This window comes from Lysinibacillus sp. NPDC096418, assembly GCF_044762775.1.
Taxonomy (GTDB): Bacteria; Bacillota; Bacilli; order Bacillales_A; family Planococcaceae; genus Lysinibacillus.
Genome location: NZ_JBIWEY010000034.1, coordinates 1 through 22,187 on the forward strand (window position 1 = coordinate 1; position 22,187 = coordinate 22,187).

The window sequence follows — 22,187 nt, forward strand, 5'->3', positions numbered from 1 at the left end:
CTTGATAACTTCGGAAACATTTCTGTATTAGACACACCAACATTCTTATATGGCTTGAAATTAGGCGAAGAAATCGAAGTGGAAATCGAAAAAGGGAAAACGCTTATTATTAAGCTCGTATCGATTGGTGAATCGCAGCACGATGGCACACGCGTGATGTACTTCGAGCTAAACGGCCAATCACGTGAACTCGTTATTCAAGATATGACCGTGGAAGTGGACGGCAGCATCGCATTAAAAGCAGATCCAAGCAATCCAAACCAAATCGGCGCAACGATGCCTGGTACAGTGTTGAAAGTCGTTGTCTCAAAAGGTAGCTCAGTGAAACGCGGGGATCACCTACTCATTACAGAGGCGATGAAGATGGAAACAACTGTACAAGCACCGAAAGATGGTGTGGTAAAAGAAGTGTATGCGAGTGCAGGAGATGCGATATCAACAGGGGATTTGTTGATTGAAATTGAATAGTTCTTTTACAGATATGAAAAAAGTTAAGAAAGCAATTCCGATTTAACTTGAATCACTAACAGAAAGAGCAGGGGCGTCTCAAGATTTCATTGAGTCGCTCCTATTTTATGTGAAAATAGTAAATTTGATTGACAGGAAATATAGACAAGCCCATAATGCAGAAGAACCTTCAAAAGATGCTTTATTGCTTAATTGCGTTTACATTATTTCGACATGAAACGTTCACAGGCAAGAAGGGGGCATTATTCCTGCTTTTTTGGTACGATGAAGGCAGTAAATGTAAGGAGAGAAGAAAATATGGGAACTGATATTAATGTATTTCTAGCATTTGGTGCTGGATTTTTAAGCTTCATCTCACCGTGTACACTCCCGCTGTATCCGGCATTTTTATCATACATAACAGGTATGTCATTAGATGAGTTGAAATCAGAGCGCGGCATGATGCAAAAGCGTGCAATTTTGCATACACTATTCTTTTTACTAGGATTTTCGATTATCTTTATCATGATTGGTCTTGGCGCATCTATGGCTAAAGAGTTTTTCGTTAACTATCAAACATTATTACGTCAAATTGGCGCTATATTAATCGTCATTTTTGGTTTAATGATTGTTGGCTTATTGCAGATTGATTTCTTAATGAAGGACCGAAAATTCCAATTTCAAAGTAGACCATCTGGTTATTTCGGTTCTATACTAATAGGGATAGCATTTGCAGCTGGGTGGACACCTTGTACTGGTCCAATCTTAATGTCGATTATTACATTAGCTGGGGCAAATCCTAGCTCAGGCTTTAGCTATATGTTCGCTTATTTTTTAGGCTTTGCGATTCCGTTCTTTGTTTTATCTTTCTTCATCGCACGTATGACCTGGATCCGTACGCACAGTCAAAAAATAGTAAAAGTTGGCGGTTTTGTTATGATAGCAGTTGGGGTATTATTATTCTTTGACGGCTTAACGTATATCACGCGTTTATTACAACCAATTTTTGGTGGATTTATAGGCTTCTAATCTGCTAGACTAAAGTCATGCATTATTATAGTGTAGGGGGTTGGATATATGCCAACAGTTTTAGTAGTAGATGATACATTATTCATGCGTGTTGCAATTAGTAATATGTTTAATGAATGGGGTTATGATGTCGTTGGCAATGCTGTCAATGGGAAGGAAGCTGTGGCTAAGTACCGAGAGCTACAACCAGATTTGGTGACGATGGATGTTACGATGCCTGTCATGAATGGCATTGCTGCTGTAAAAGAGATTATCTCAGAATTTCCAAATGCAAAAATTATTATGATTACTGCGTTGGGCCAACAAAAACTAATCCTAGATGCTATTGAGAGTGGAGCGAAGGATTTTATCACGAAACCTTTTGAGCCGGAAAAGCTAAAAGCTGCTGCTGATTTATTAATCGGTCAGCAATGTTAATTTACCATTAGAGGAGGATTTTTATGTTTAGTAGTATACCTTCTCAATATTATGTAATAGGTTCTACTGTCATGGCTATTGTAATGGGTACCTTTGTAATGTTTGTACGTATGAAGGCATCTAAAGTACCTACAAGTGAGAAGAAAATTATTATTCCACCAATTGCGATGTCATCGGGAGCGTTAATGTTTTTATTCCCAGAATTCCGTGTACATCCCATGCAGATTTTAGAAGCTGCTATTGTCGGTATGTTGTGCTCGATTATTTTAATTGCTACATCTAAATTTGAAGTGAAAAATCAGGATATATACTTAAAACGTTCAAAAGCGTTTGTCTTCATTTTGATGGGGCTTTTAATATTCCGTATCGTAGCGAAAATCGTGTTAAGTAGCTCTATAGATGTCGGTGAATTGGCAGGAATGTTCTGGATTTTAGCATTTGCAATGCTTTTACCGTGGCGCATTGCAATGCTTATCCAATTTAAAAAAGTGAAGAAAACCTTACCTATTAAGAACGTGTGACGAGAGGGAAGATACTTCCTTGCAAATAAAGGCACTTGGCATAAATTCATGCCAAGTGCCTTTTGAAACTAAATTTATAAACCCCTGGCTCGTTGTAAAATGTGCCAGGGGTTTTGTTTGCTAGATATTAAAGGTATTTTAATAACCAGCCTTTTTTAAAATTTGCATAAAGTAAAAGCGATACGTATTTTGGACAAACGAATCTAGAGGTAATCCTACATTCAATTGGTACTTCGTAAAAATAAAATAAAAGCGCTTATCCCATTTTGAACGTAATAATTCTCCTGCATCTTCACCGTGTTTCTCCGTAAATTCTGCAATTAACGGCTCAATCATATGGTAGCAATAGTCTTTTAAATTTGTAAGAGCCTCTATATCTTTTTCCTTTTGAAAACGCGTAATCCAATCTACTAATTGTTCATCCATTATTAAAATCCATCTCTCTATCTTATTAGTTTCTTCCTATTAAATAGTGTCTCTACACCAAAATCTGTACGTGACAGTACAAGCTACTACAGGCGGCCGCTTTCCGTTCCATATGCTTACATCATTTCTAAATCAAGTACATGTTTCGGTGATGATCCTAAATAGTATGATTAAAATGTTTAATCAACCATTCTAAAAAATAAGAGCTCAGTTGGCTAGAATTTCTCCCAGGAAGTTTAACTCGGAGAAGAAAGTGAAGCGACTAGAGCATTCGAAACAAGTAATCTATCAGTAGCAATAACAAAATACTGGTCCATCACTAAAAGTAGGGGATGAGAGCATACCCAAGAGAGCTCATTGATTAAAGAGGGGGCTAGGCGACTCTTGGGGGCATTGGACACCCCCAGGAAATCGCTAGTCTGACCTGAAATCGACCCCTAAGTAATGATGATTAACAATAATAACTTCAAATCAACTCATTTATTGATAAATGATATCTTGTGCAAGGTTGGTAAATACCTCACCGAGAATAGATTCTTCGTCGTAAACAGAAGAGCCTGTATTTTCCTCTGGTTGGGCAAATGGAATTTGAGCAATAATATTCGTTTGAAGATCAACTGCTAATTTTTCAGCGCCACCTTGACCGAATAAATAGCTCTTTTCACCATTTGTATTTTCAAAGTAAGCCATGTTTTCAACAACACCTAGAATCGAATGCTTCGTATGTTGAGCCATCAGACCAGCACGAGTGGCTACATGTGCAGCTGCATTGTGAGGTGTTGTCACAATAATTTCTTGTGCTTGTGGAATCATTGCCGCCACATCAATGGCAACATCTCCTGTACCAGGTGGTAAATCCAGTAGTAGATAATCTAATTCACCCCAAAGTGTGTTAGTAAGGAAATTGCGAATCCATTTGTTAAGCATTGGGCCACGCCACATGACAGGTTGGTTGTCATTTGTAAAGAAGCCCATCGACATGATTTTTACGCTATTACTTTCTACTGGTATAGCGGTTTGATCAAGCATTGTTGGTTTTTGATCGGCTTTCATCATAGCAGGGATACTAGCGCCATAAATATCTGCATCTAAAATACCTACACGTTTTCCAAGACGGGCAAGGGCTACTGCTAAATTAATCGTCACAGTCGATTTACCTACGCCGCCTTTTCCACTAGTTACTGCAATAAATTTGACACCAGAATCAGGTAGAAGCATCTTAGGCATACCTTTATCTGTCACATTCTTTGATTGTAAAGAGGATGTCAAATTACGACGTTCCTCATCTGTCATTGAGCCAAATTTAATCGAGACACTTGAAGCACCAATCTCTTTTAACGCCTGTTCAATATCATGTTGAATTTTTGCTTTTAATGGACAGCCTGGAATCGTTAAAATAACATCAAGTGAGATATGTGTACCGTCAACTTGAATATTACGTACCATATTCAGGTCAACGATGCTTTTATGAAGTTCCGGGTCATCAACTTTTTTTAACGCATTTAAAATGTGCTCGTTTGTAAGCATATAAGAAACCACCTTAATCTTTTAAGCCTTTACCAAGCCCTTTTAATAAATGAATGCCAAAATTCATGGCACGGTTGACATCAGGATCTTTTAACAGTGTGACTAACTTGAAGACACTAACTTTTTCATCAGATTCGACTGCTTTGTTAGCTTCATCTAAACCTGTGTTTAAACCTTTAATAAGTTTAGTTGTTGTTTCAGGATCCAGTTCAGTAAGTGCTCCAGCAACACCCATCATGTTGTTGATGATATTTGTCACAGGTTTACGTGTCAATTGACCAAGTGCGATATGAGCGACATCTTCTTTGGCTTCAATTAGTTTTGAAGCTGCTTCTAGCGCTCCGATATCATTTAATTCGGCCATGATCGTAAAGACTTGATTGACCATTTCTTCATTCTCAGAAAGAAGTTGTTTTAAATTATCTAACTTTTCTTCCTTCATTTGTTCTTCTGTTAATTGCTGTTTTTTTATTGTTGTAATCGGTGCAGCCATGCTATCACTTCCCTTCGTTAGTTGTTGTTAAGTGAACGTAGCCAGGACGATCCCATTTACGTTGCACTTCAACACCATTTTTCGGATGACGTTTTTTATAACGTGGGTTTGTTCTTGGAAGTGGCGATTTGCCTTTTTGTTTCAATACTTCCACTCGTACTTTTGTTTGTTTATAAGCAGGTGTAGATGTATTAACATCTCCAGCTGGGCCTGTTAAGAAATTAATTGCAGAATCTTTGCTTGTTGAGTTCATTGGTAAGAATAGTTCATTTCCTTGTACGCGCTCTGTTATTAGGGCATTTAATTTTAATGCACCGTGTGGAGACACTAGACGTAGAAGGGCACCATCTTCAATGCCACGTGCTTTTGCTAGTTCTGGTGATACTTCAACAAAAATCTCAGGTACTTTTGATTGAATACCTTTTGATTTATTCGTCATGTTTCCTTCATGGAAGTGTTCAAGCATACGACCGTTGTTAATTAGGCAATCATATTGCGCTTCATATTCAACTGGTCTGATCCAATCATTTAAAGCAAAACGAGCTTTTTTGTCAGGGAAGTTAAAGCCATCTTCAAATAGTAAAGGTGTGTCCTTACCATCCTGGCTACCCCAACAGAAGCTACCCCAATTTTCTAATACATCATAGTTTGCTTGTGAGAAGTATGGAGAAAGACTAGCCATTTCAGCAAAGATTTCACTTGGGTGACTGTAATTCCAGTCAGCACCTAAGCGACGAGCAACTGCTTGTAGGATTTCCCAATCGGCTTTTGATTCACCAAGTGTTGGTAATACTTGATATAGTCGTTGCACACGACGCTCTGTATTCGTGAAAGTACCTTCTTTTTCAAGAGATGGAGCTGCTGGTAAAATAACATCCGCATATTGTGCTGTACGTGAAAGGAAGCAATCTTGTACAACAAAGAAGTCTAATTGTGAAAGTACTTTATCTACATGGTTCGCATCGCAATCTACAAGCGCCATATCTTCCCCAACTAAATACATTGCTTTCATTTTACCTTCCATGATCGCATCTAACATTGCCATATTCGTACGACCTGGTTCAGGTTTGATTTTTACACCATATGCTTCTTCAAATTTCTTACGTGCTTCGTCGTCTGTTACTTTTTGATAACCTGGTAATACATTTGGTAGTGTACCCATATCACAAGCACCTTGAACATTGTTGTGACCACGAAGAGGGTAGGCACCTGCACCTGGACGACGATAGTTACCAGTAGCTAGAAGTAGGTTAGAAATAGCAGCTGATGTATAAGAGCCACCTGTATTTTGTGTAACACCCATACCCCAAAGTACACATGTACCGTCAGCATCACGAATCATTTCAGCAACATTTATCAACGTTTCCTTCGAAATGCCCGTTTCTTTTTCTGCATATTCTAGTGTGTAAGTTTCAAGGACATTTTTAAACTCATCATAGAAGTTCACGTTCTCTTTAATGAATGCTTCATCATGCCAACCTTGATCGATTATATATTTTGTAACGGCCATTAACCATACTTGGTCTGTTCCTTGGTTTGGATGCATGTAAATATCTGAACGCTCAGCCATTTCATGTTTACGAATGTCGGAAACAATTAATTTTTGACCGTGTAACTTATGGGCACGTTTTACGCGAGTAGCTAAAACAGGGTGACCTTCTGCAGGGTTTGCTCCAACAATAATAACAAGGCCAGCTTTTGCAATATCTTTAATTGTACCTGCGTCGCCACCTATACCAACTGTGCGTTGTAAGCCATCTGAAGCTGGAGATTGACAATAGCGTGAGCAGTTATCGACGTCATTTGTTTCGAACAATTGACGTGCCATTTTTTGAATTAAGTAGTTTTCTTCGTTTGTAATTTTTGAAGAAGAGATAAAACCAACTGAACCAGAACCATATTCTTTTTGAATACCACCCAATTTAGAAGTGATCAAGTCTAGTGCTTCATCCCATGATGATTCAACGAATTCATCATTTTTACGAATTAATGGTTTCGTAATTCGTTCTTCAGAGTTTATGAAGTCCCAACCGAATTTCCCTTTTACACAAGTAGAAATAGCATTTACTGGACCTTCTGAAGGCTGTACTTTTAAAATTTTGCGGTCTTTTGTCCAAACTTCAAATGAACAACCTACACCACAGAACGTACAAACTGTTTTTGTTTTTTTCGTGCGTTTGCTACGCATAGCAGCTTCGACTTCAGAAACAGCAAAGATACCGCTATACCCAGGTTCAACTTCTTTGATTAAACTAATCATCGGGTCTAACATATCTTGTTTAAGGCCAGTCATAAAGCCAGCTTCGCCAAGCATAGTTTTTTCCATTAACGCGTTACAAGGACAAACCGTAACACATTGACCACAGCTTACGCAGGAAGAATCGTTAATGGCAGTGCCTTCATCCCAAATTACTCGTGGTCTTTCAGCTTCCCAATCCATAGATATCGTTTCGTTAACTTGTAGGTTTTGACATACTTCTACACATTGTCCACATGCGATACATTGGTTTGGATCATAACGATAGAATGGGTGTGACATATCCACTTCATGTGGATCAACTTTTGGTTCATACGGGTATTTTTGATGTTCAATTTCCATTAACTCTGCTGTGTTATGTAATGTACAATTCCCGTTGTTATTATCACAAACAGTACAATACAATAAATGGTTTTCTAGTAGACGGTCCATAGCTTCTGTTTGTGCAGCTTTCGCTTTTTCAGAAGTAAGTTGGATGTTCATGCCGTCTGCTGCTTTTGTTGAACAAGATCGTACTAATTGGCCATCCACTTCAACGATACATGTATCACAAGTTTTGATAGGATCTACAGATGGTACATGACAGATTTGTGGGTGGGGAATGCTGTTTTGATTAATGGTATCGAGGATAGTAGCTCCCTCTGCTACATCGTACGATACGCCATTAATGTTAATTTTAGTCAAGATGACTTCCTCCTTTTGTTCTTAAAGACTTATATGACAACAGGTTAATACTTAGGATAAATGGAGAGTAGAATATCGAGTTGATTATTTTAGGTAAAGATTGTCTTGTTATCAATTCCATTCCCCATTTATCGAATTTCTACATCTAAAGGAGATAAAGAAATGCTAATTACGTCGTGTCACTGTGGGTATTGCTGAAAAAATAAAAAAAATCCACCACGAAACAGCACGCTAGAAACATGCTGATTGTTCATGGTGGATAAAATTCTTAACAGGTCTTGCTAAAAACTCAATCTACTTTTATTTTTTAGACAATATTAAATAGAATTCAAATATTAAAATCCACTATGCAAATAGTTCAACTATACTCGATTAAAACCATTGCATAATAATAAAAATACTAAAATTCTATTGTTAGTAACACTTATTATAGCGTTTTCACTCAACATGAACAATAAGATTTGTAATTTCTATTAAATCAGAATTTTTATCAACAAACATTTTCTCTTTAATTTTTTTATAAGTTACTATATCATTAACAAACTGTAAGGGTACTCCCTTGACGATAGAAAAATAAAACTTCAATGAGTGAAATTAAAAATAATTATTTCCATTCTGTTAAAGTAAACAAGCGCTCTTCAAGGGCTTGGCTTTAGTCTCCTCCTTCGTTACGCAGTGCGATTTTCCTGTAGGGGAATTTGCTTTGCAAAGAGAGCGAAGCGGCTCATTGGTCGCCCCCTTGGAAAGTACACTTTTAGAGCGGAAGTCAACCACAAGTTATGGAGAAGAGCTGCTTTTTTTAATGATATGGAAATATTAGTAATTATTTTACTTATTTAGAATAATAAATTAAGTCTAATATAGAATAGGAGCATCATTAAAATGTCAAAAAAAGTGCATGAATTTAACGACATCATTCGAAAATTGCGTAAAGATATTTTTGGGAAAGGACCTGAGCGTATACATACTGTGTTCGTAGAGAACATGGCTGTTAGTACTTTATATGGTAATATCACACCGACAGAAAGATTTATTTCGAGTACGCCTGAGGGGCTAAAAATGGTTCATGCTGCACGTACAAGTATGATCCAAGATTTGTATGCAAAAGAGACACCAGCGGGTATGGAAGAATTGATGGGTAGTAAGTTACTTCATTTATTTTCAGATATTAAAATTGATGAGGATTTTGCTATTTCTGTATTTGTTTTTGAAGATAATATTTGTGAGTAAAGGGGATACCTTATGGAGAAATCAGTAGCAAGAGAGATTATACGTGTTGAAAATAATCAAATCAAAGAAATAGAAGATATCGTTGTTACAGAATATGCTGTGACAGTTAAGATTAATCAGCAAGAATTTGTTACGATGGTTTGCACACCGGAGTATGTAGAGGACATGGTTATTGGCTATTTAGCTTCTGAGCGTATAATTCGCAATGCCGAAGATATCGAAGAAATTTGGCATCAAGAAAAAGAAGGCTTTGTACATGTTAAAACAAAACATATTAACCCGTACTCACAGCAAATTCAGAATAAACGATATATCACTTCTTGTTGTGGCATGAGCCGACAAGGTTTTGTTTTCGCGAATGATGCGCTTGCGGCAAAAAAAATGGAAGACATTCATGTGCGTATTACAACAGATGATTGTTTTCGTTTAATGCGAGAAATGCAAAATTCGGCTGACGTATTCAAACAAACTGGTGGTGTTCATAATGCAGCACTATGTGATGTAAATGGCATTGTACTAAGTCGAATGGATATTGGACGTCATAATGCTTTAGATAAAATTTATGGATATTGTCTCCAAAATAACATTAGTATACAAGATAAAGTTATCGTTTTTAGCGGACGGATTTCATCAGAAATTTTACTGAAAGTGTCTAAAATTGGGTGTGAAATGGTGCTGTCTAAATCAGCACCAACAGACTTGGCATTGCAATTGGCAGACGAACTCGGTATTACAACGGTAGGTTTTGTTCGTCAAAATACACTTAATATATATACACACAAAGAACGTATTCTATTACCTACAAATGAATCGCGTTAACAAAATGAAAGGAAGAGATTAAAATTACTAATCTACAAGACCAACTACAAAGACCATTAAGAGATTTAAGGATCTCAGTAACAGACCGTTGTAATTTTCGTTGTCAATATTGCATGCCAGCGGAAGTATTTGGTCCAGATTATGCCTTTTTACCACACGATAAAATATTGAGTTTTGAAGAAATCGAACGATTAGTAAAGATTTTCGTTTCATTAGGTGTAAGAAAAATACGAATTACTGGTGGTGAGCCTTTACTACGTCGTGATCTTCCAAAATTAATTGAACGTATTCATCGAATAGATGGCGTAGAGGATATTGCCTTAACAACGAATGGCACTTTGTTGAAAAAATATGCAGCTGAGTTGGCGAAATCAGGCTTATCACGCGTAGCTGTTAGCCTAGATTCACTAGATGAGGAACGTTTTTTCGAGATGAACGGCAATCGAGGAAAAGTATCAACAGTATTAGAAGGTATAGAAAAAGCTGTAGAAGCAGGCTTACAAGTAAAAATCAATATGGTTGTTCAAAAAGGGAAAAATGAACAAGATATCGTTTCGATGGCACAGTTTTTTAAAGAGAAACAGCATATTCTTCGTTATATTGAATTTATGGATGTCGGCAATTCGAATGGTTGGCGGTTAGATGACGTTGTGTCGAAGAAAGAGATCATTGAACAAGTACATCAATTTTCTCAATTGAACCCTGTTGAGCCAAATTATAAAGGGGAAGTGGCTACGCGGTATCAATATCAAGATAAGCAGGGAGAAATCGGCGTAATATCATCTGTAACAGATTCTTTCTGCTCAACATGTTCGCGTGCTCGTATCTCGGCAGAAGGAAAATTATATACTTGTTTATTTGCTACAGAAGGAACAGATCTACGAGAATTGTTAAGGTCTGGGGAAAATGATGAATCGATCACCCAGCGCATTTCGGATGTTTGGGAAAATCGAAATGATCGCTATTCTGATGAACGAAATGAACAGACGATAAAAGCAAGGAAAGACGCCAAAATTGAAATGTCACACATCGGTGGTTAGATGAAATAGAGTTGTGTTAGTCGGTACTGGCTTTGTTGTTCTTTGGAACGTATAAGAGAAAAGGAACTAGTAAAACAGAAAAAACCGGCAAAAGAATGCCGATTTTTTCTGTTTATTTATGCACATAGGTACCATTTTTCCCGCCTGTTTTTTCTACGAGGTATGTTTCTTTAATGACCATCGATTTGTCGACGGCTTTACACATATCATAAAAAGTCAGTGCAGCAATGGAGACAGCAGTTAATGCTTCCATTTCTACGCCTGTCTTCCCACTACATTTTACCGTAGCTTGAATATGAAGCTCGTAACCAACCGTTGCTTTTGTATATTCAAATTGGAAATCAGTTCCTTGTAACATAATTGGATGACACATTGGGATAATATCAGCTGTTTTTTTAGCACCCATGATTCCAGCAATTTGTGCTACTTGTGTAGGATCACCTTTTTTTATGCCTCCTTGTTGGATGGCTTGATAGACTTCATCAGATAAAATGATTGTACTGCGAGCGATAGCTGTACGACTTGTAATTGTTTTATCTGTAATGTCGACCATTTTGGGACGACCTTCCTCGTTCCAGTGTGTAAAATTACTCATAATTAGTCTCCTTTTCAATTGTTTGTGGCCAATCTTGTTGCGTATTAATATTAATAAACGTTGAGTTTTCGATTTCAAATGGAACATAGCAAACTCGAAGTTGATCTAACAAGACTTTCATACTTCGCTTGTTTTGTTGAACTAATTGATCTGCTTTTTGCAAAGCACTACGTCGATATAAGGCAGCAAGTGGTTGTAATCTTGCATCTTGTTTAGGAACAATAGCATCAAAATCATCACCGATAAATGTGAGCATCGTTTGGACAAAATCTGCATTGATAAAAGGCATATCGCTAGCTATTACAAAAAACCATTCAACATCGGGAAAATTCGTCATTATATTGTGTAAGGCAAATAAAGGTCCTTGATGAGGTTGTTGTTCAATGATCCATTCTACATTTTCTTCTACAAACTTTGACTGCAAGCTTGCGTTAGTAGCGATTATTAAAGGCTGTAGCTGATTTTTTTGTAAGGCTAGGAGACTATGCCTATATAATGGGCGACCCGCAAATAATTCAAACATTTTGGGTTGACCATACCGTGAAGATTGACCACCAGCTAAGACAACACCAGCGATTTTCATAGGCGATTCAACTCACCGACAAAATGTTGAACTGTAGGAACAATCAGTTTTGACATGGCAAGTGTTACTGCATTCGTGGAACCAGGTAATACATAGATAGCTGTTTTTTCACGGCTACCTGCTGTAGCTCGGCTAAACATGGCTTTTGGGCCGATTTCTTCGTAGCTTAATGATCGAAATAATTCACCAAATCCCATCATTTCTTTTTCAAAAAGAGGGAGGATTGTATCGTAAGTTTGGTCTCTTGGTGTAAATCCTGTTCCACCTGTTACAATTATTGTATTAATCGATTGATTTGCGCACCATGTTTTTATTTGATTGGCTATTTCAAGAGGTTCATCTTTTGAAAGTTGATAGTCCACTAATTCAAAAGAAGCTTCTTGAAGGTGCGATTGAATTCGCTGACCACCTAGATCATCCGCCTTTGTACGTGTGTCACTGACAGTTAATATGGCAGCTCGTATAGGAAGTTCATTATGTGTGGGATGCAAGGGAAAAGACCTCCTTTTAAAGCATTAAATTTTGTTTTCAACTGTAAAACAATGTTTTTATTATAATGCTATATATGAAAAGGTCAAACTAAAAATCATAGAAAGAAAGGCAAACACGTTTATGTATAATCGATATTCTAGACAACAACTATTTAGCCCAGTAGGAGAAACAGGGCAGCAACTAATAAGACAGAAACATGTCCTTCTAATTGGTGTAGGTGCATTGGGAAGTGCTTGCGCAGAGGCTCTTGTAAGAGCAGGCATAGGGAAGCTGACGATTATAGATCGTGATTATGTAGAGTGGAGTAATTTACAAAGACAGCAACTATATACCGAACAAGATGCTAAAGAGAAAGTTCCGAAAGTCATCGCTGCCAAAAAACGTCTCCAAAGTATTAATTCAGAAGTAGAAATCAACGAATCAATTCTTGATGCATGTACTGAGCGTATACTACCACTGCTTGAAGACGTAGATGTTATGGTTGACGCAACAGATAATTTTGATGTTCGCTTTATGATGAATGACCTTGCACAAAAATATCAAATTCCATGGGTTTATGGTTCTTGTGTTGGTAGTTATGGTGCAACTTATACGATTGTGCCAGGTAAAACACCTTGTTTACATTGTTTACTTAAAGCCATTCCGAATACAGGAATGACATGCGATACAGTAGGCATCATTAGTCCAACTGTTCAAATCGTAGCTGCGTATCAGGTCGCAGAAGTATTAAAACTTTTAGTAGGCGATGAAGAGGCTTTACGAAAAAATTACCTCACTTTTGATGTTTGGCAAAATCAACACTATGAAATAAATGTGGAAAAAATCCGTAGTAGTGATTGCCCTTCTTGTGGTAAAAGCCCGACCTATCCGTATTTGTCATATGAAAATCAAACAAAATTAGATATATTATGTGGCCGCGATGCTATTCAAATTCGTCCACCTAAACCGATTTATTATAATCTCGATCAGCTTGCTGTCCAACTTCGTCCCTATGGTGATATTCAAAAAAATCCTTATTTATTAGCTTGCCAAGCTGAAGATTACCGACTAGTGATTTTCCAAGATGGACGTGTTGTACTTCATGGGATACAAGATATACAAAAAGCAAAAACCATTTATTATCGTTTGCTTGGATAAAGGAGTGTTTCAAATGTTAGAAAAAAGAAATCCAATTGCTGTAGGAGAAGCTGTTAGTCGAGTAATGGAGTTTGCTTTCAAAGAAAAAGTTGAAATCGTTTCGCTACAGCAAGCATATGGGCGTTTTTTAGCAGAAGATGTTGCTGCAGACCAAGATGTACCAGCTTTTGATCGTTCACCTTATGATGGCTTTGCGATTCGCTCAATTGATAGTCAAGAGGCATCATCAGATAATCCAATAACCTTTAAAGTAGTAGGGGGAATTGGTGCAGGCTATGTTTTCCAGAATGAAGTGGGTCACCGAGAAGCGGTACGCATTATGACAGGAGCGCCTATCCCAAAAGGATGTGATGCAGTCGTAATGTTAGAATTAACGCACACATTTGAAGAAGACAATCAACCATATATGTCAATTAAACGCTCTTATGAAGCAGGAACAAATATTTCATATCAAGGAGAAGACGTTCAAAAAGGGGCCATCCTGATTGAAAAAGGACAAACTATTAATCCAGGGGTTGTCGCATTACTTGCTACTTTTGGGTATGATCAAGTACCTGTTTATCGAAAACCTATCGTAGGCGTGATAGCGACAGGTAGTGAATTACTAGAACCAGGTGAATCCTTACAGCCAGGGAAAATTCGAAATAGTAATGCCTATATGATAATGGCGCAAATTGAACGTGCTGGGGCCAGCGCCAAATACTTTGGGAAATTTAGCGATGATCTAAACTTATGTATTGACGTAGTAAAGCAAGCCCTACAAGAAGTAGATATTTTGATAACAACTGGGGGCGTGTCGGTAGGGGACTATGATTACTTACCTGACATTTATAAAGCTATTGACGCAAACGTACTTTTTAATAAAGTGGCGATGCGCCCAGGAAGTGTCACTACGGTTGCTGCTCGAAATGGTCAATTATTATTTGGTCTATCAGGTAATCCATCAGCGTGCTATGTAGGTTTTGAACTATTTACTCGACCTATTATTCGGACTGCATTCGGCAATAAACAACCACATTTACGTAGAGAACAGGCTATTTTAGGTGCGGACTTTAAAAAACCGAATCCATTCACTCGTTTTATACGTGCAAGCGCATATTACGAGAACGGCCAATTAGTAGCAATTCCGTCTGGTTTTGATAAGTCTAGTGCGGTTTCTTCTTTAGCAGAAGCCAATGCGTTTATTGTATTACCAGGAGGTTCTCGTGGATATGAAAAAGGTATGCAAGTAGTAGTCTTATTGTTAGAAGATTTGCAAGGAAGTGAATGGCCTTGGGGCACGATCGAAAAATCTTACAAGTCGTAGGCTATCAAAATAGTGGCAAGACAACGATAATGGAGCAACTTATTGCACACGCTACTACTGAAGGCTTCCGTGTAGGTACAATCAAGCATCATGGACATGGCGGTATCCCAATGATAGAAAGTTCAAAGGATAGTGTTCGCCATGAGCAAGCAGGTGCAAGTATTACAGCAGTTGAAGGTGCAGGTACATTGCGCATGAGTATTCACCAAAGTAACTGGCAACTTGCTGATATATTAGCAATCTATTCATCCATTGAAATGGATCTTATTTTAATTGAAGGCTATAAAAAAGAACATTACCCGAAGGTTGTTCTGTTGCGGCAAGCGGAAGATCAATCATTGCTACAACAAGTAACCAATATCGTCTGTGTTCTTTATTGGCCGACATATCCACTAGATATATCACTAGATTATCCAACTTTTTCAATTAACGAAAAAGCACAATATATAGATTTTTTAATGCAAGAAATGAGGAGAAAATCATGACTACATCGTTATTTGAAATTTTAGATCAACCAATTGATGTTGAAGAAGTAAGAAAAAAAGTAATCGATCGAAACGCCGGTGCAATTACTGTTTTCATCGGAACAGTACGTGAAATGACACAAGGAAAGAAAACACTTCATTTGGAATATCAAGCCTATCCATCAATGGCTATTAAAATGTTTGAACAAATTTCCAAAGAAATACAAGCGCAATGGCCAGAAGTGAAAGTTGCGATTACGCACCGTATCGGTCATTTAGAAATCTCGGATATTGCCGTAGTCATTGCAGTTTCATCACCACATCGTAAAGTGGCCTATGCAGCAAATGAATTTGCGATTGATCGAATTAAACAAATTGTACCGATTTGGAAAAAAGAGCATTGGGAAGATGGGACCGAATGGATTGGCGATCAACTAGAAAATGTCCCTTATCCAAAAGGAAACCCACCTACAATTGAGGAGGGATTAGATGATTAATATATTATTGTTTGCTCACTTACAAGAAGTAATCGGTGAGTCAAAATTAAGTGTAGATTTGGCAGATCAGACAGTTGGGCAAATTAAAGAATGGATGGAAACGCAATATCCACAAGTTTCTTTACAACACGTCATGACAGCGGTAAATGAGGAGTTTGCAACAGAAACAACAGTAGTAAAAGAAGGGGATACAATCGCCTTTATTCCACCAATTAGTGGAGGCTAAAGAGAAGAGATGTAGTTGGTTCAGTGTAGTAGAACCGACTACATCTTTTTTTATGGTTGTTGCTATTCAGTGAACCACGTAGGTTAATGGAAGGTGGGAACAATGAAAAGAATGATTATTAATAATGGAACCACAAATTAGCATTGGAAACATTCCTGGACAAAAGGATTGAATTGTCACTAAATGGTACCAGCATTTGTTATGTTTGAAGGACGAATTTATGCCTTTCATAAGGACACCCTATAATAAGGAGGTCTGATTAATGGCAATTAGGATTTTATTATTAATAGTATTCGTTAGTTTTAATCTTTCATTAGATTCTTCGGCCGAAGTTCTTCTTAAAGCTGCTTTTATACGAGACCATCAACTTTGGATAAAAGAGGGCGACAAAGAAATACAGCTTACAACAGGTCGGTATGCTTCTTCTCCAAAGTGGTCAAAAGACGGTCAGTTTCTTGCCTATTTAGCTGGAGACCAGAATGGTGAGAAAGCGTATTTGTATATTTATGATTTGAAGAAAAAGGAAAGCTATCAGCCGTATCCGATAATTGAAACAAATGAAATTAAGTGGTCACCAACATCCAATCAACTAGCGTACATTTCTCGCGGTGTCCTAAATGTTACAAATACAAAAAATGGGCGACCACACGGCTTTAAAAATGTATCTCTAGGTGTTAGCGATTTTGAATGGTTCCCCGACGGAAAAGCATTTATCGTTTCATCTCAATCTAATTTGCTTCCTACTGGATGGGAACCAGTTCGTCTTTTTAAAGTGCCCGTAGATGCCAATCTAGATACGAATAAAATCAAGCCTTTTTACACCATTCAAACAAATTCAACCGACTTATTTGCAATTGATGCAGATTATTTTAAGTGGAGTCTCGATGGAAGTTGGGTTAGCTTTCTATTAACACCTACTTTGGCTTGGTCCAATGATAGCAATACATTAGCTGTACTTTCATCTGCTGGAGAGCACTTTCAAGTTATTGGGAAAATGCTTGGGTATAAAAAATGGATAAAGTGGGCTCCTACAAAAAATCAGCTAGCCTTCATATCGGGTGAAGGAAGATTTTTTGTTGTAAACAAAAGTACCACTGTTACCGAGATTCCTACAGTGAATAAACAAAAGGACTATACACCTAAAGGATATGTAGACCTAGATTTGGAATGGCTTTCTCCAAATGAAATAATTGTTGCTCGGGCAAAAGAAAACAAAGCGTGGAAATTGGGACCAGTTCCAACTATGTTTACAGCGTTATATATAATTAATATTGAATCAGGAGAACAAAGGCAACTTACTTTTCCAAAGAACAATAAAATAGATAATACACCTCAAGTGGTTGGTTCAACGATTACTTGGTATCGAACCTCTGAAAAAGAAGACCAAGGAGATGTTTGGGTTAAAGTGAATATAAATGATCAAGAACATCGCTGGTTAAAAAATGTAGACGATGCACCAACTTTTTTCTACAAAAAGAACTGAAACATCCACAGATTCTACATTTTGCTTTTGTGGTTATGGAGACGATTGTTCAATTAGGACAATCGCTTCATGTGTTAACAGGGGAGATTAGTTCAATAATGAGTATAGCTTGCGAGTGAAATGAAACCCTTTATCATCTAACTCATTAAATCCACAGAGCCACTTGAAAATCCTACGAGTAATGAGATTTCATATTGGATAATTGATGTAAATAATTATCAAGCTTTTTCTACAGGAATTAGAAAATGAAATAGATACGTTTATTAAGAATGTGGAGTTTAGTGGCAGATCGTTATTTAACTAGTGCTCAACAAGTACCAAATTATTGAGAATTCCTTTCTAAGATAGTTAATTATTTGTGTTAAAATATTGCGAGTGAAATCAGGTTCTTAACGATTTTATCGAATATCAAGCGAAATAATTCTGAAACAAAGAAAGGATAGCACGATTATGGAAAATTTATCTAATCCCTATAAACTGGAATCAATAAAATCTTTGCAATCGACAATCAGTAAGCTTGAAAAAGCCTTGTCCCAGATGACTCAGAAAGGCGCAAATACTACGTTAGTAAAGAAACGGCTTAAAGCTGTTTGCATCGGCTTAGCAATGCTAGAAAATACTTGGAATCAAAAGCCCCATTTTTACACCGAGGAAGATTTAGCAGAAGCTCGCAATGTTCTTGCTGGTTTATTGCCATCAATTGAGAATATTTATGTTAAGTCAAAGGCTGGTAGTCCCCAAAGAACGCTTTTAGAAAGAAGGATTAAAGCGTTGGAACTAGCTATTCACGCAATTGACAATCGTTTCAATAAATATGTTAAGAGAAAAAAAGATGTTTAAATTACAATAAAGTCCTTTGGAAAATAATAAAGTTGTTTAAATCTTCTTGAACGGGAGGTTAGTACAATAATGAACAATGGTAAGTAAATAAGGTAAACAAGGTGTAAAACATGTTTGACACCTTGTTTGCCTTATTTTATAATATGGGTGTAAAGAATGTTTTACACCTTACAAAATCTAAAGGTGGCTCAATGATGGAAAATAGAATTAAGGAATATAGAGAAAAGAAGGGCTTTTCACAAGGGAAATTAGGAGATTTGTGTAATGTGACTAGGCAAACAATCAATGCCATTGAAAATAATAAATATGACCCAAGTTTAGAATTGGCATTTAATTTATCTTATGTTTTAGGTCTTCCTATCGAAGAGTTATTTGTTTTTAATAATGAAAGGAATGAGAAGAAATGACAACTGTAAAAAAGGTTAGTTTAATCTGTTCTTTAGTTCTTGTTATTGTAATTGGTGGATATGGGATATATGAATGGATTACAAAAGAAATAATTAATGCTTCTACACTCTTCTTTATATTTTTAGGGATTGGTTTTTTATTCCAATCTATTACTTGGGGTGAAATGGAAGGGAAACACGAAGGAGAAAAAGATGAGTTAGAGAAACATGTAACGCTTTTAAGTTCAAAAATTAGTTATTATCTATTACTTTTATTGATGATAATCGTCTTAGTTGTTTCGGAAAGAGTAACTGCAATGAATGATATAAGGAATATCCCACTTGTAATTGTTATTGGACTGGCTTGGATAACTATGCCAATTACCGAATTTGTAGTTTCAAAAAAATACAGTTAATAATAGCGGAATTTAAATCAAAAAACTTTATTTTAAATCTTTATGTGCTAATGGGTGCTTAGTTGAAAAAGAATTAAACAACTATAAAGAGGCTCGCTACAATATATTGTAGCGAGCCTCTTATATTTTTATATCAAAATTAAAAGCTTTATTATTACTTTATAAAATAATTTCTAACTCAAATAGAGTAACGAGAATACGTTGTTCAGCACATACTTTTACCATAAAAAAGGCCCCGTAAAGTTAGCGTCCAACTTTTACGGGGCAGTTCATTTTTGTCGTTTCTCAAGTAATATAGCCTTTTACATTTATGCTTTCATGAGATGAACGATTAAAAGCATTAGGAAGGAAATAGCGATCATACAAATCACCCATGACCAAGCGAGTGACATCTTACCGGAATCAATCGCCATGTAAATAGCAAGGGGCATCGTTTGTGTTTTGCCTGGAAGGTTTCCGGCGAACATCAAGGTTGCTCCAAACTCGCCTAAAGCTCTTGTGAAACTTAAAATTCCACCTGACACGAGTGCTTTTAATGCAAGAGGAATAGAAATGAAGAAAAAGACTTGCCATTCGTTAGCACCATCAACTCGTGCAGCGTTCTCAATGTCCTCATCAACAGCTTCAAATCCCGTTTTTGCCGATTGATACATTAAAGGAAATGCCACAACAGTAGCGGCAATGACTGCCGCCCACCATGTAAACATTACTGGTTGGTCAAATAGCCATATAATTAACTCACCAAATATGCTATTTTTGCCGAAAATGATAATGAGAAGGAAACCTATTACAGTAGGGGGTAACACCATTGGTAAAAGTAATGCAGTTTCTAGTATTAACTTCCCTTTGAAATCTCGTTTTGCCATCCATTTACCAAACAAAGTACCTGCTACAATTACAATTATTCCTGCTACAATAGCAATCTCAATAGAAAGTTTAAGCGGTGACCAGAAATCGCTACTCATCAATTAATGAGCTCCTTGAAAACCGTACTTTTTAAATACTTTCAGTGCCTCATCACTTTGTAAATAATTATAAAAATCCTCTGCCTCTTTTATATGCTTACTATCTTTGATAACACCTACAGGATAAATAATGGGTGTATGTGTATCTTCTTTTGCTGTAGCCACGATATCGACTTTTTCGGATACAAGGGCATCAGTTTTATAAACGATACCTGCATCAACGTTTTCAGTTTCTGTATAAGTAAGAACTTGTCGTACGTCTTTGGTATACACAACTTTTGATTGTAACTCTTCCCAAATATCCATGTTTTGCAATGTTTCTACACCGTATTTGCCAGCAGGGACCGTTTCAGGTGTACCAATAGCAATTTTATCGGCATTTTTTAAGTCTTCAAATGATTGAATGTGTTTTTCATTTTTCTTAGGAACCACTAACACTAATTCGTTCGCTAAAAGATCCGTTCCTTGTTTTTGGTCAATTGCCCCATTGCTTACTAGCTCATCAAACTTATCTTCGGCTGCTGAAAAGAAAAGATCTACAGGAGCACCTTGAGAAATTTGTTGTTGTAATGCACCAGAACCCCCAAAGTTATATGTAATTTTAATAGTAGAATGTTCTTTTTCATAGTTTTTTTGAAGTTCCTCTAATGATTCTTGTAAACTAGCTGCTGCGGAAATCGTTAATTCAACTTGCTCGTTTGTGTTGCTGTTACTTTCTTGGTTACCACAACCTGCTAAAATGCCGACAAGTAGTAATAATGAAGCGAATAAACTATTAAATTTTTTCAATTTGATGTTACTCCTTTTATAACTCGTTATAACAAGACATAACTAATTATAATGAGTTATGTATGAAAATGAAATAGCTAATTGTTAAAAACTTTCAAGATGTTAAAAATGTCATAAATACGTTACTATGAAATTAATAGAAACATAGGAGGAGATTTTTTACGTGTCACAAGAACATTCCTATACGATTGAAGAGGTTGCACAATTATTAAAAGTATCAAAACTAACTATCTATGATTTGGTGAAAAAGGGGGATTTACCTGTTTTTCGTGTAGGTCGACAAATGCGGGTGGATCGAGCAGATTTACAATTATATATTCAAAAGGGCAAGACTGGAGTAACTCCTGCTTCGTCTCCTGCACCAACTACTTTTACAACAAAAAATAATAGAATTATTATTAGTGGACAAGATTTAGTATTAGATTTATTAGGGAAATATATTGAGAAAAAACAATCAAACAAAGTATTGCGCTCACATGAAGGTAGCTTTAATGGTGTCATGGCGCTGTATAACGGAGAATGTGATATTGCTAGTTTACACTTGTATGACGGTGATACAGGAGACTACAATACGCCTTATCTAAAAAAGATTTTTGTGAGTCACTCTTATGTTCTCATCAATTTGATTACACGCCGAGCAGGCTTTTATGTTCAAAAAGGGAACCCATTGCAAATTCAATCATTTGATGATTTTAAGACGAAACCACTAAAATTGATGAACCGTGAGAAGGGCTCTGGTGCTCGAACTTTACTAGATGAACAATTACGTATTCATCAGATCTCTCCATCATCTATTGAAGGCTATAACGAAGAAGAAAAGAGCCATATAGATGTGGCTTCTGCTGTGGCAAAAGGACATGCAGATATTGCAATAGGAATTGAAAAAATATCTAAACTCATAGAGGTTGATTTTATACCACTGATTAAAGAACGTTATGATATTGTCCTATTAAAAACACCTGAAAACGAACATTTGATTGAAATAGTGAAAGAGATATTAAATTTAGCAGATTTCCAATCAGATGTAGCCGCACTGGGTGATTATGATGTATCTCAAATGGGGCAAATAATATACGAAACGCTTTAATCATATAAAAACAGTTAAATGTGAAATAAAA

26 protein-coding genes are annotated in these 22,187 nt (G+C 36.7%); 17 read left to right on the forward strand and 9 right to left on the reverse strand.

The annotated features are described in order from the left end of the window. The 4 genes from ACIQZG_RS19630 to ACIQZG_RS19645 form a co-directional block, all read left to right on the forward strand. Positions 1-468: biotin/lipoyl-containing protein (locus tag ACIQZG_RS19630; protein ID WP_402757160.1), on the forward strand; the 468-nt coding region annotated here is incomplete at its 5' end. 297 nt (positions 469-765) lie between these two features. Continuing rightward, positions 766-1,476, forward strand: coding sequence for a cytochrome c biogenesis CcdA family protein (locus ACIQZG_RS19635; protein WP_402757161.1), 711 nt, complete (start codon positions 766-768; stop codon positions 1,474-1,476). Positions 1,477-1,524: 48 nt separating this feature from the next. After that, positions 1,525-1,893, forward strand: coding sequence for a response regulator (locus tag ACIQZG_RS19640; RefSeq protein ID WP_402757162.1), 369 nt, complete (start codon positions 1,525-1,527; stop codon positions 1,891-1,893). Between the two features lie 23 nt (positions 1,894-1,916). Next, positions 1,917-2,414: a CcdC family protein gene (locus tag ACIQZG_RS19645; RefSeq protein WP_402757163.1), complete on the forward strand. Its 498-nt coding sequence runs from the start codon at positions 1,917-1,919 to the stop codon at positions 2,412-2,414. 138 nt (positions 2,415-2,552) lie between these two features. Here ACIQZG_RS19645 and ACIQZG_RS19650 read toward each other — a convergent pair whose 3' ends face one another. The 4 genes from ACIQZG_RS19650 to fdhF form a co-directional block, all read right to left on the reverse strand. Further along, positions 2,553-2,840, reverse strand: a complete 288-nt coding sequence (locus tag ACIQZG_RS19650) for a hypothetical protein (protein ID WP_402757164.1) — start codon at positions 2,838-2,840, stop codon at positions 2,553-2,555. Between the two features lie 480 nt (positions 2,841-3,320). Next, positions 3,321-4,367 (reverse strand): P-loop NTPase, encoded by a 1,047-nt coding sequence (locus ACIQZG_RS19655; protein ID WP_402757165.1) that lies wholly within the window; start codon positions 4,365-4,367, stop codon positions 3,321-3,323. Between the two features lie 13 nt (positions 4,368-4,380). After that, complete coding sequence (locus ACIQZG_RS19660; RefSeq protein WP_402757166.1) at positions 4,381-4,860, reverse strand: helical membrane plugin domain-containing protein; 480 nt, start codon at positions 4,858-4,860, stop codon at positions 4,381-4,383. Between the two features lie 4 nt (positions 4,861-4,864). Next, positions 4,865-7,801, reverse strand: coding sequence for a formate dehydrogenase subunit alpha (gene fdhF, locus ACIQZG_RS19665; protein WP_402757167.1), 2,937 nt, complete (start codon positions 7,799-7,801; stop codon positions 4,865-4,867). An 882-nt stretch (positions 7,802-8,683) separates the two neighbouring features. Here fdhF and ACIQZG_RS19670 point away from each other — a divergent pair. Genes ACIQZG_RS19670 through moaA form a run of 3 tightly spaced genes read left to right on the forward strand, consistent with a single transcriptional unit; the run spans position 8,684 to position 10,890 of the window. Beyond that, a complete protein-coding gene (locus tag ACIQZG_RS19670) occupies positions 8,684-9,031 on the forward strand; it encodes a Na-translocating system protein MpsC family protein (RefSeq protein ID WP_402757168.1) in 348 nt (115 codons plus the stop codon). Positions 9,032-9,043: 12 nt separating this feature from the next. After that, positions 9,044-9,850, forward strand: a complete 807-nt coding sequence (gene fdhD, locus ACIQZG_RS19675) for a formate dehydrogenase accessory sulfurtransferase FdhD (protein WP_402757169.1) — start codon at positions 9,044-9,046, stop codon at positions 9,848-9,850. A 23-nt stretch (positions 9,851-9,873) separates the two neighbouring features. Continuing rightward, positions 9,874-10,890, forward strand: coding sequence for a GTP 3',8-cyclase MoaA (moaA, locus tag ACIQZG_RS19680; RefSeq protein WP_402757210.1), 1,017 nt, complete (start codon positions 9,874-9,876; stop codon positions 10,888-10,890). A 112-nt stretch (positions 10,891-11,002) separates the two neighbouring features. Here moaA and moaC read toward each other — a convergent pair whose 3' ends face one another. The 3 genes from moaC to ACIQZG_RS19695 are packed head-to-tail and all read right to left on the reverse strand — an operon-like array spanning position 11,003 to position 12,559. Beyond that, the gene (gene moaC / locus ACIQZG_RS19685; protein ID WP_402757170.1) at positions 11,003-11,485 is read right to left on the reverse strand and encodes a cyclic pyranopterin monophosphate synthase MoaC; all 483 of its coding nucleotides are present in this window, start codon (positions 11,483-11,485) and stop codon (positions 11,003-11,005) included. Next, positions 11,478-12,068, reverse strand: a complete 591-nt coding sequence (gene mobA / locus ACIQZG_RS19690) for a molybdenum cofactor guanylyltransferase (protein ID WP_402757171.1) — start codon at positions 12,066-12,068, stop codon at positions 11,478-11,480. The genes moaC and mobA overlap by 8 nt, the downstream gene beginning before the upstream one ends. After that, positions 12,065-12,559: a MogA/MoaB family molybdenum cofactor biosynthesis protein gene (locus ACIQZG_RS19695; RefSeq protein ID WP_402757172.1), complete on the reverse strand. Its 495-nt coding sequence runs from the start codon at positions 12,557-12,559 to the stop codon at positions 12,065-12,067. Before ACIQZG_RS19695 ends, mobA begins: the two co-directional genes overlap by 4 nt. Before the next feature lie 121 nt (positions 12,560-12,680). Between ACIQZG_RS19695 and ACIQZG_RS19700 the strand changes: the two genes are divergently transcribed. The 9 genes from ACIQZG_RS19700 (at position 12,681) to ACIQZG_RS19740 (ending at position 19,315) form a co-directional block, all read left to right on the forward strand. After that, entirely contained in the window at positions 12,681-13,697 is a 1,017-nt protein-coding gene (locus ACIQZG_RS19700) for a thiazole biosynthesis adenylyltransferase ThiF (protein ID WP_402757173.1), read from the forward strand. A gap of 13 nt (positions 13,698-13,710) precedes the next feature. Further along, positions 13,711-15,003, forward strand: coding sequence for a molybdopterin molybdotransferase MoeA (locus ACIQZG_RS19705; protein ID WP_402757174.1), 1,293 nt, complete (start codon positions 13,711-13,713; stop codon positions 15,001-15,003). After that, positions 14,964-15,488 (forward strand): molybdopterin-guanine dinucleotide biosynthesis protein B, encoded by a 525-nt coding sequence (mobB, locus tag ACIQZG_RS19710; protein ID WP_402757175.1) that lies wholly within the window; start codon positions 14,964-14,966, stop codon positions 15,486-15,488. Before ACIQZG_RS19705 ends, mobB begins: the two co-directional genes overlap by 40 nt. Beyond that, positions 15,485-15,964, forward strand: a complete 480-nt coding sequence (locus ACIQZG_RS19715) for a molybdenum cofactor biosynthesis protein MoaE (protein WP_402757176.1) — start codon at positions 15,485-15,487, stop codon at positions 15,962-15,964. Before mobB ends, ACIQZG_RS19715 begins: the two co-directional genes overlap by 4 nt. After that, positions 15,957-16,190, forward strand: coding sequence for a molybdopterin converting factor subunit 1 (gene moaD / locus ACIQZG_RS19720; RefSeq protein ID WP_402757177.1), 234 nt, complete (start codon positions 15,957-15,959; stop codon positions 16,188-16,190). The genes ACIQZG_RS19715 and moaD overlap by 8 nt, the downstream gene beginning before the upstream one ends. 262 nt (positions 16,191-16,452) lie before the next feature. Further along, a complete protein-coding gene (locus tag ACIQZG_RS19725) occupies positions 16,453-17,673 on the forward strand; it encodes a translocation protein TolB (protein ID WP_402757178.1) in 1,221 nt (406 codons plus the stop codon). A gap of 450 nt (positions 17,674-18,123) precedes the next feature. Beyond that, positions 18,124-18,513, forward strand: a complete 390-nt coding sequence (locus ACIQZG_RS19730) for a hypothetical protein (RefSeq protein ID WP_402757179.1) — start codon at positions 18,124-18,126, stop codon at positions 18,511-18,513. A 194-nt stretch (positions 18,514-18,707) separates the two neighbouring features. Next, positions 18,708-18,920, forward strand: a complete 213-nt coding sequence (locus tag ACIQZG_RS19735) for a helix-turn-helix transcriptional regulator (RefSeq protein WP_402757180.1) — start codon at positions 18,708-18,710, stop codon at positions 18,918-18,920. Continuing rightward, positions 18,917-19,315, forward strand: a complete 399-nt coding sequence (locus ACIQZG_RS19740) for a hypothetical protein (protein ID WP_402757181.1) — start codon at positions 18,917-18,919, stop codon at positions 19,313-19,315. Before ACIQZG_RS19735 ends, ACIQZG_RS19740 begins: the two co-directional genes overlap by 4 nt. Positions 19,316-19,623: 308 nt before the next feature. Here ACIQZG_RS19740 and modB read toward each other — a convergent pair whose 3' ends face one another. Together modB and modA are read right to left on the reverse strand one after the other, a co-directional pair. Further along, positions 19,624-20,280, reverse strand: a complete 657-nt coding sequence (gene modB, locus ACIQZG_RS19745; RefSeq protein WP_402757182.1) for a molybdate ABC transporter permease subunit — start codon at positions 20,278-20,280, stop codon at positions 19,624-19,626. Between the two features lie 3 nt (positions 20,281-20,283). Next, positions 20,284-21,069 (reverse strand): molybdate ABC transporter substrate-binding protein, encoded by a 786-nt coding sequence (modA, locus tag ACIQZG_RS19750; protein ID WP_402757183.1) that lies wholly within the window; start codon positions 21,067-21,069, stop codon positions 20,284-20,286. A gap of 163 nt (positions 21,070-21,232) precedes the next feature. Here modA and ACIQZG_RS19755 point away from each other — a divergent pair, with 163 nt between their 5' ends. Continuing rightward, entirely contained in the window at positions 21,233-22,156 is a 924-nt protein-coding gene (locus ACIQZG_RS19755) for a substrate-binding domain-containing protein (protein ID WP_402757184.1), read from the forward strand. Positions 22,157-22,187 lie beyond the last annotated feature (31 nt).

Excerpts from the sequence above, each read along its gene's own strand:
- ACIQZG_RS19635 (WP_402757161.1), top strand. The coding sequence starts at position 766 with ATGGGAACTGATATTAATGTATTTCTAGCATTTGGTGCTGGATTTTTA.
- ACIQZG_RS19640 (WP_402757162.1), top strand. The coding sequence starts at position 1,525 with ATGCCAACAGTTTTAGTAGTAGATGATACATTATTCATGCGTGTTGCA.
- ACIQZG_RS19645 (WP_402757163.1), top strand. The coding sequence starts at position 1,917 with ATGTTTAGTAGTATACCTTCTCAATATTATGTAATAGGTTCTACTGTC.
- ACIQZG_RS19650 (WP_402757164.1), bottom strand. The coding sequence starts at position 2,840 with ATGGATGAACAATTAGTAGATTGGATTACGCGTTTTCAAAAGGAAAAA.
- ACIQZG_RS19655 (WP_402757165.1), bottom strand. The coding sequence starts at position 4,367 with ATGCTTACAAACGAGCACATTTTAAATGCGTTAAAAAAAGTTGATGAC.
- ACIQZG_RS19660 (WP_402757166.1), bottom strand. The coding sequence starts at position 4,860 with ATGGCTGCACCGATTACAACAATAAAAAAACAGCAATTAACAGAAGAA.
- ACIQZG_RS19670 (WP_402757168.1), top strand. The coding sequence starts at position 8,684 with ATGTCAAAAAAAGTGCATGAATTTAACGACATCATTCGAAAATTGCGT.
- fdhD (WP_402757169.1), top strand. The coding sequence starts at position 9,044 with ATGGAGAAATCAGTAGCAAGAGAGATTATACGTGTTGAAAATAATCAA.
- moaC (WP_402757170.1), bottom strand. The coding sequence starts at position 11,485 with ATGAGTAATTTTACACACTGGAACGAGGAAGGTCGTCCCAAAATGGTC.
- mobA (WP_402757171.1), bottom strand. The coding sequence starts at position 12,068 with ATGAAAATCGCTGGTGTTGTCTTAGCTGGTGGTCAATCTTCACGGTAT.
- ACIQZG_RS19700 (WP_402757173.1), top strand. The coding sequence starts at position 12,681 with ATGTATAATCGATATTCTAGACAACAACTATTTAGCCCAGTAGGAGAA.
- ACIQZG_RS19705 (WP_402757174.1), top strand. The coding sequence starts at position 13,711 with ATGTTAGAAAAAAGAAATCCAATTGCTGTAGGAGAAGCTGTTAGTCGA.
- mobB (WP_402757175.1), top strand. The coding sequence starts at position 14,964 with ATGGCCTTGGGGCACGATCGAAAAATCTTACAAGTCGTAGGCTATCAA.
- ACIQZG_RS19715 (WP_402757176.1), top strand. The coding sequence starts at position 15,485 with ATGACTACATCGTTATTTGAAATTTTAGATCAACCAATTGATGTTGAA.
- moaD (WP_402757177.1), top strand. The coding sequence starts at position 15,957 with ATGATTAATATATTATTGTTTGCTCACTTACAAGAAGTAATCGGTGAG.
- ACIQZG_RS19725 (WP_402757178.1), top strand. The coding sequence starts at position 16,453 with ATGGCAATTAGGATTTTATTATTAATAGTATTCGTTAGTTTTAATCTT.
- ACIQZG_RS19730 (WP_402757179.1), top strand. The coding sequence starts at position 18,124 with ATGGAAAATTTATCTAATCCCTATAAACTGGAATCAATAAAATCTTTG.
- ACIQZG_RS19735 (WP_402757180.1), top strand. The coding sequence starts at position 18,708 with ATGGAAAATAGAATTAAGGAATATAGAGAAAAGAAGGGCTTTTCACAA.
- ACIQZG_RS19740 (WP_402757181.1), top strand. The coding sequence starts at position 18,917 with ATGACAACTGTAAAAAAGGTTAGTTTAATCTGTTCTTTAGTTCTTGTT.
- modB (WP_402757182.1), bottom strand. The coding sequence starts at position 20,280 with ATGAGTAGCGATTTCTGGTCACCGCTTAAACTTTCTATTGAGATTGCT.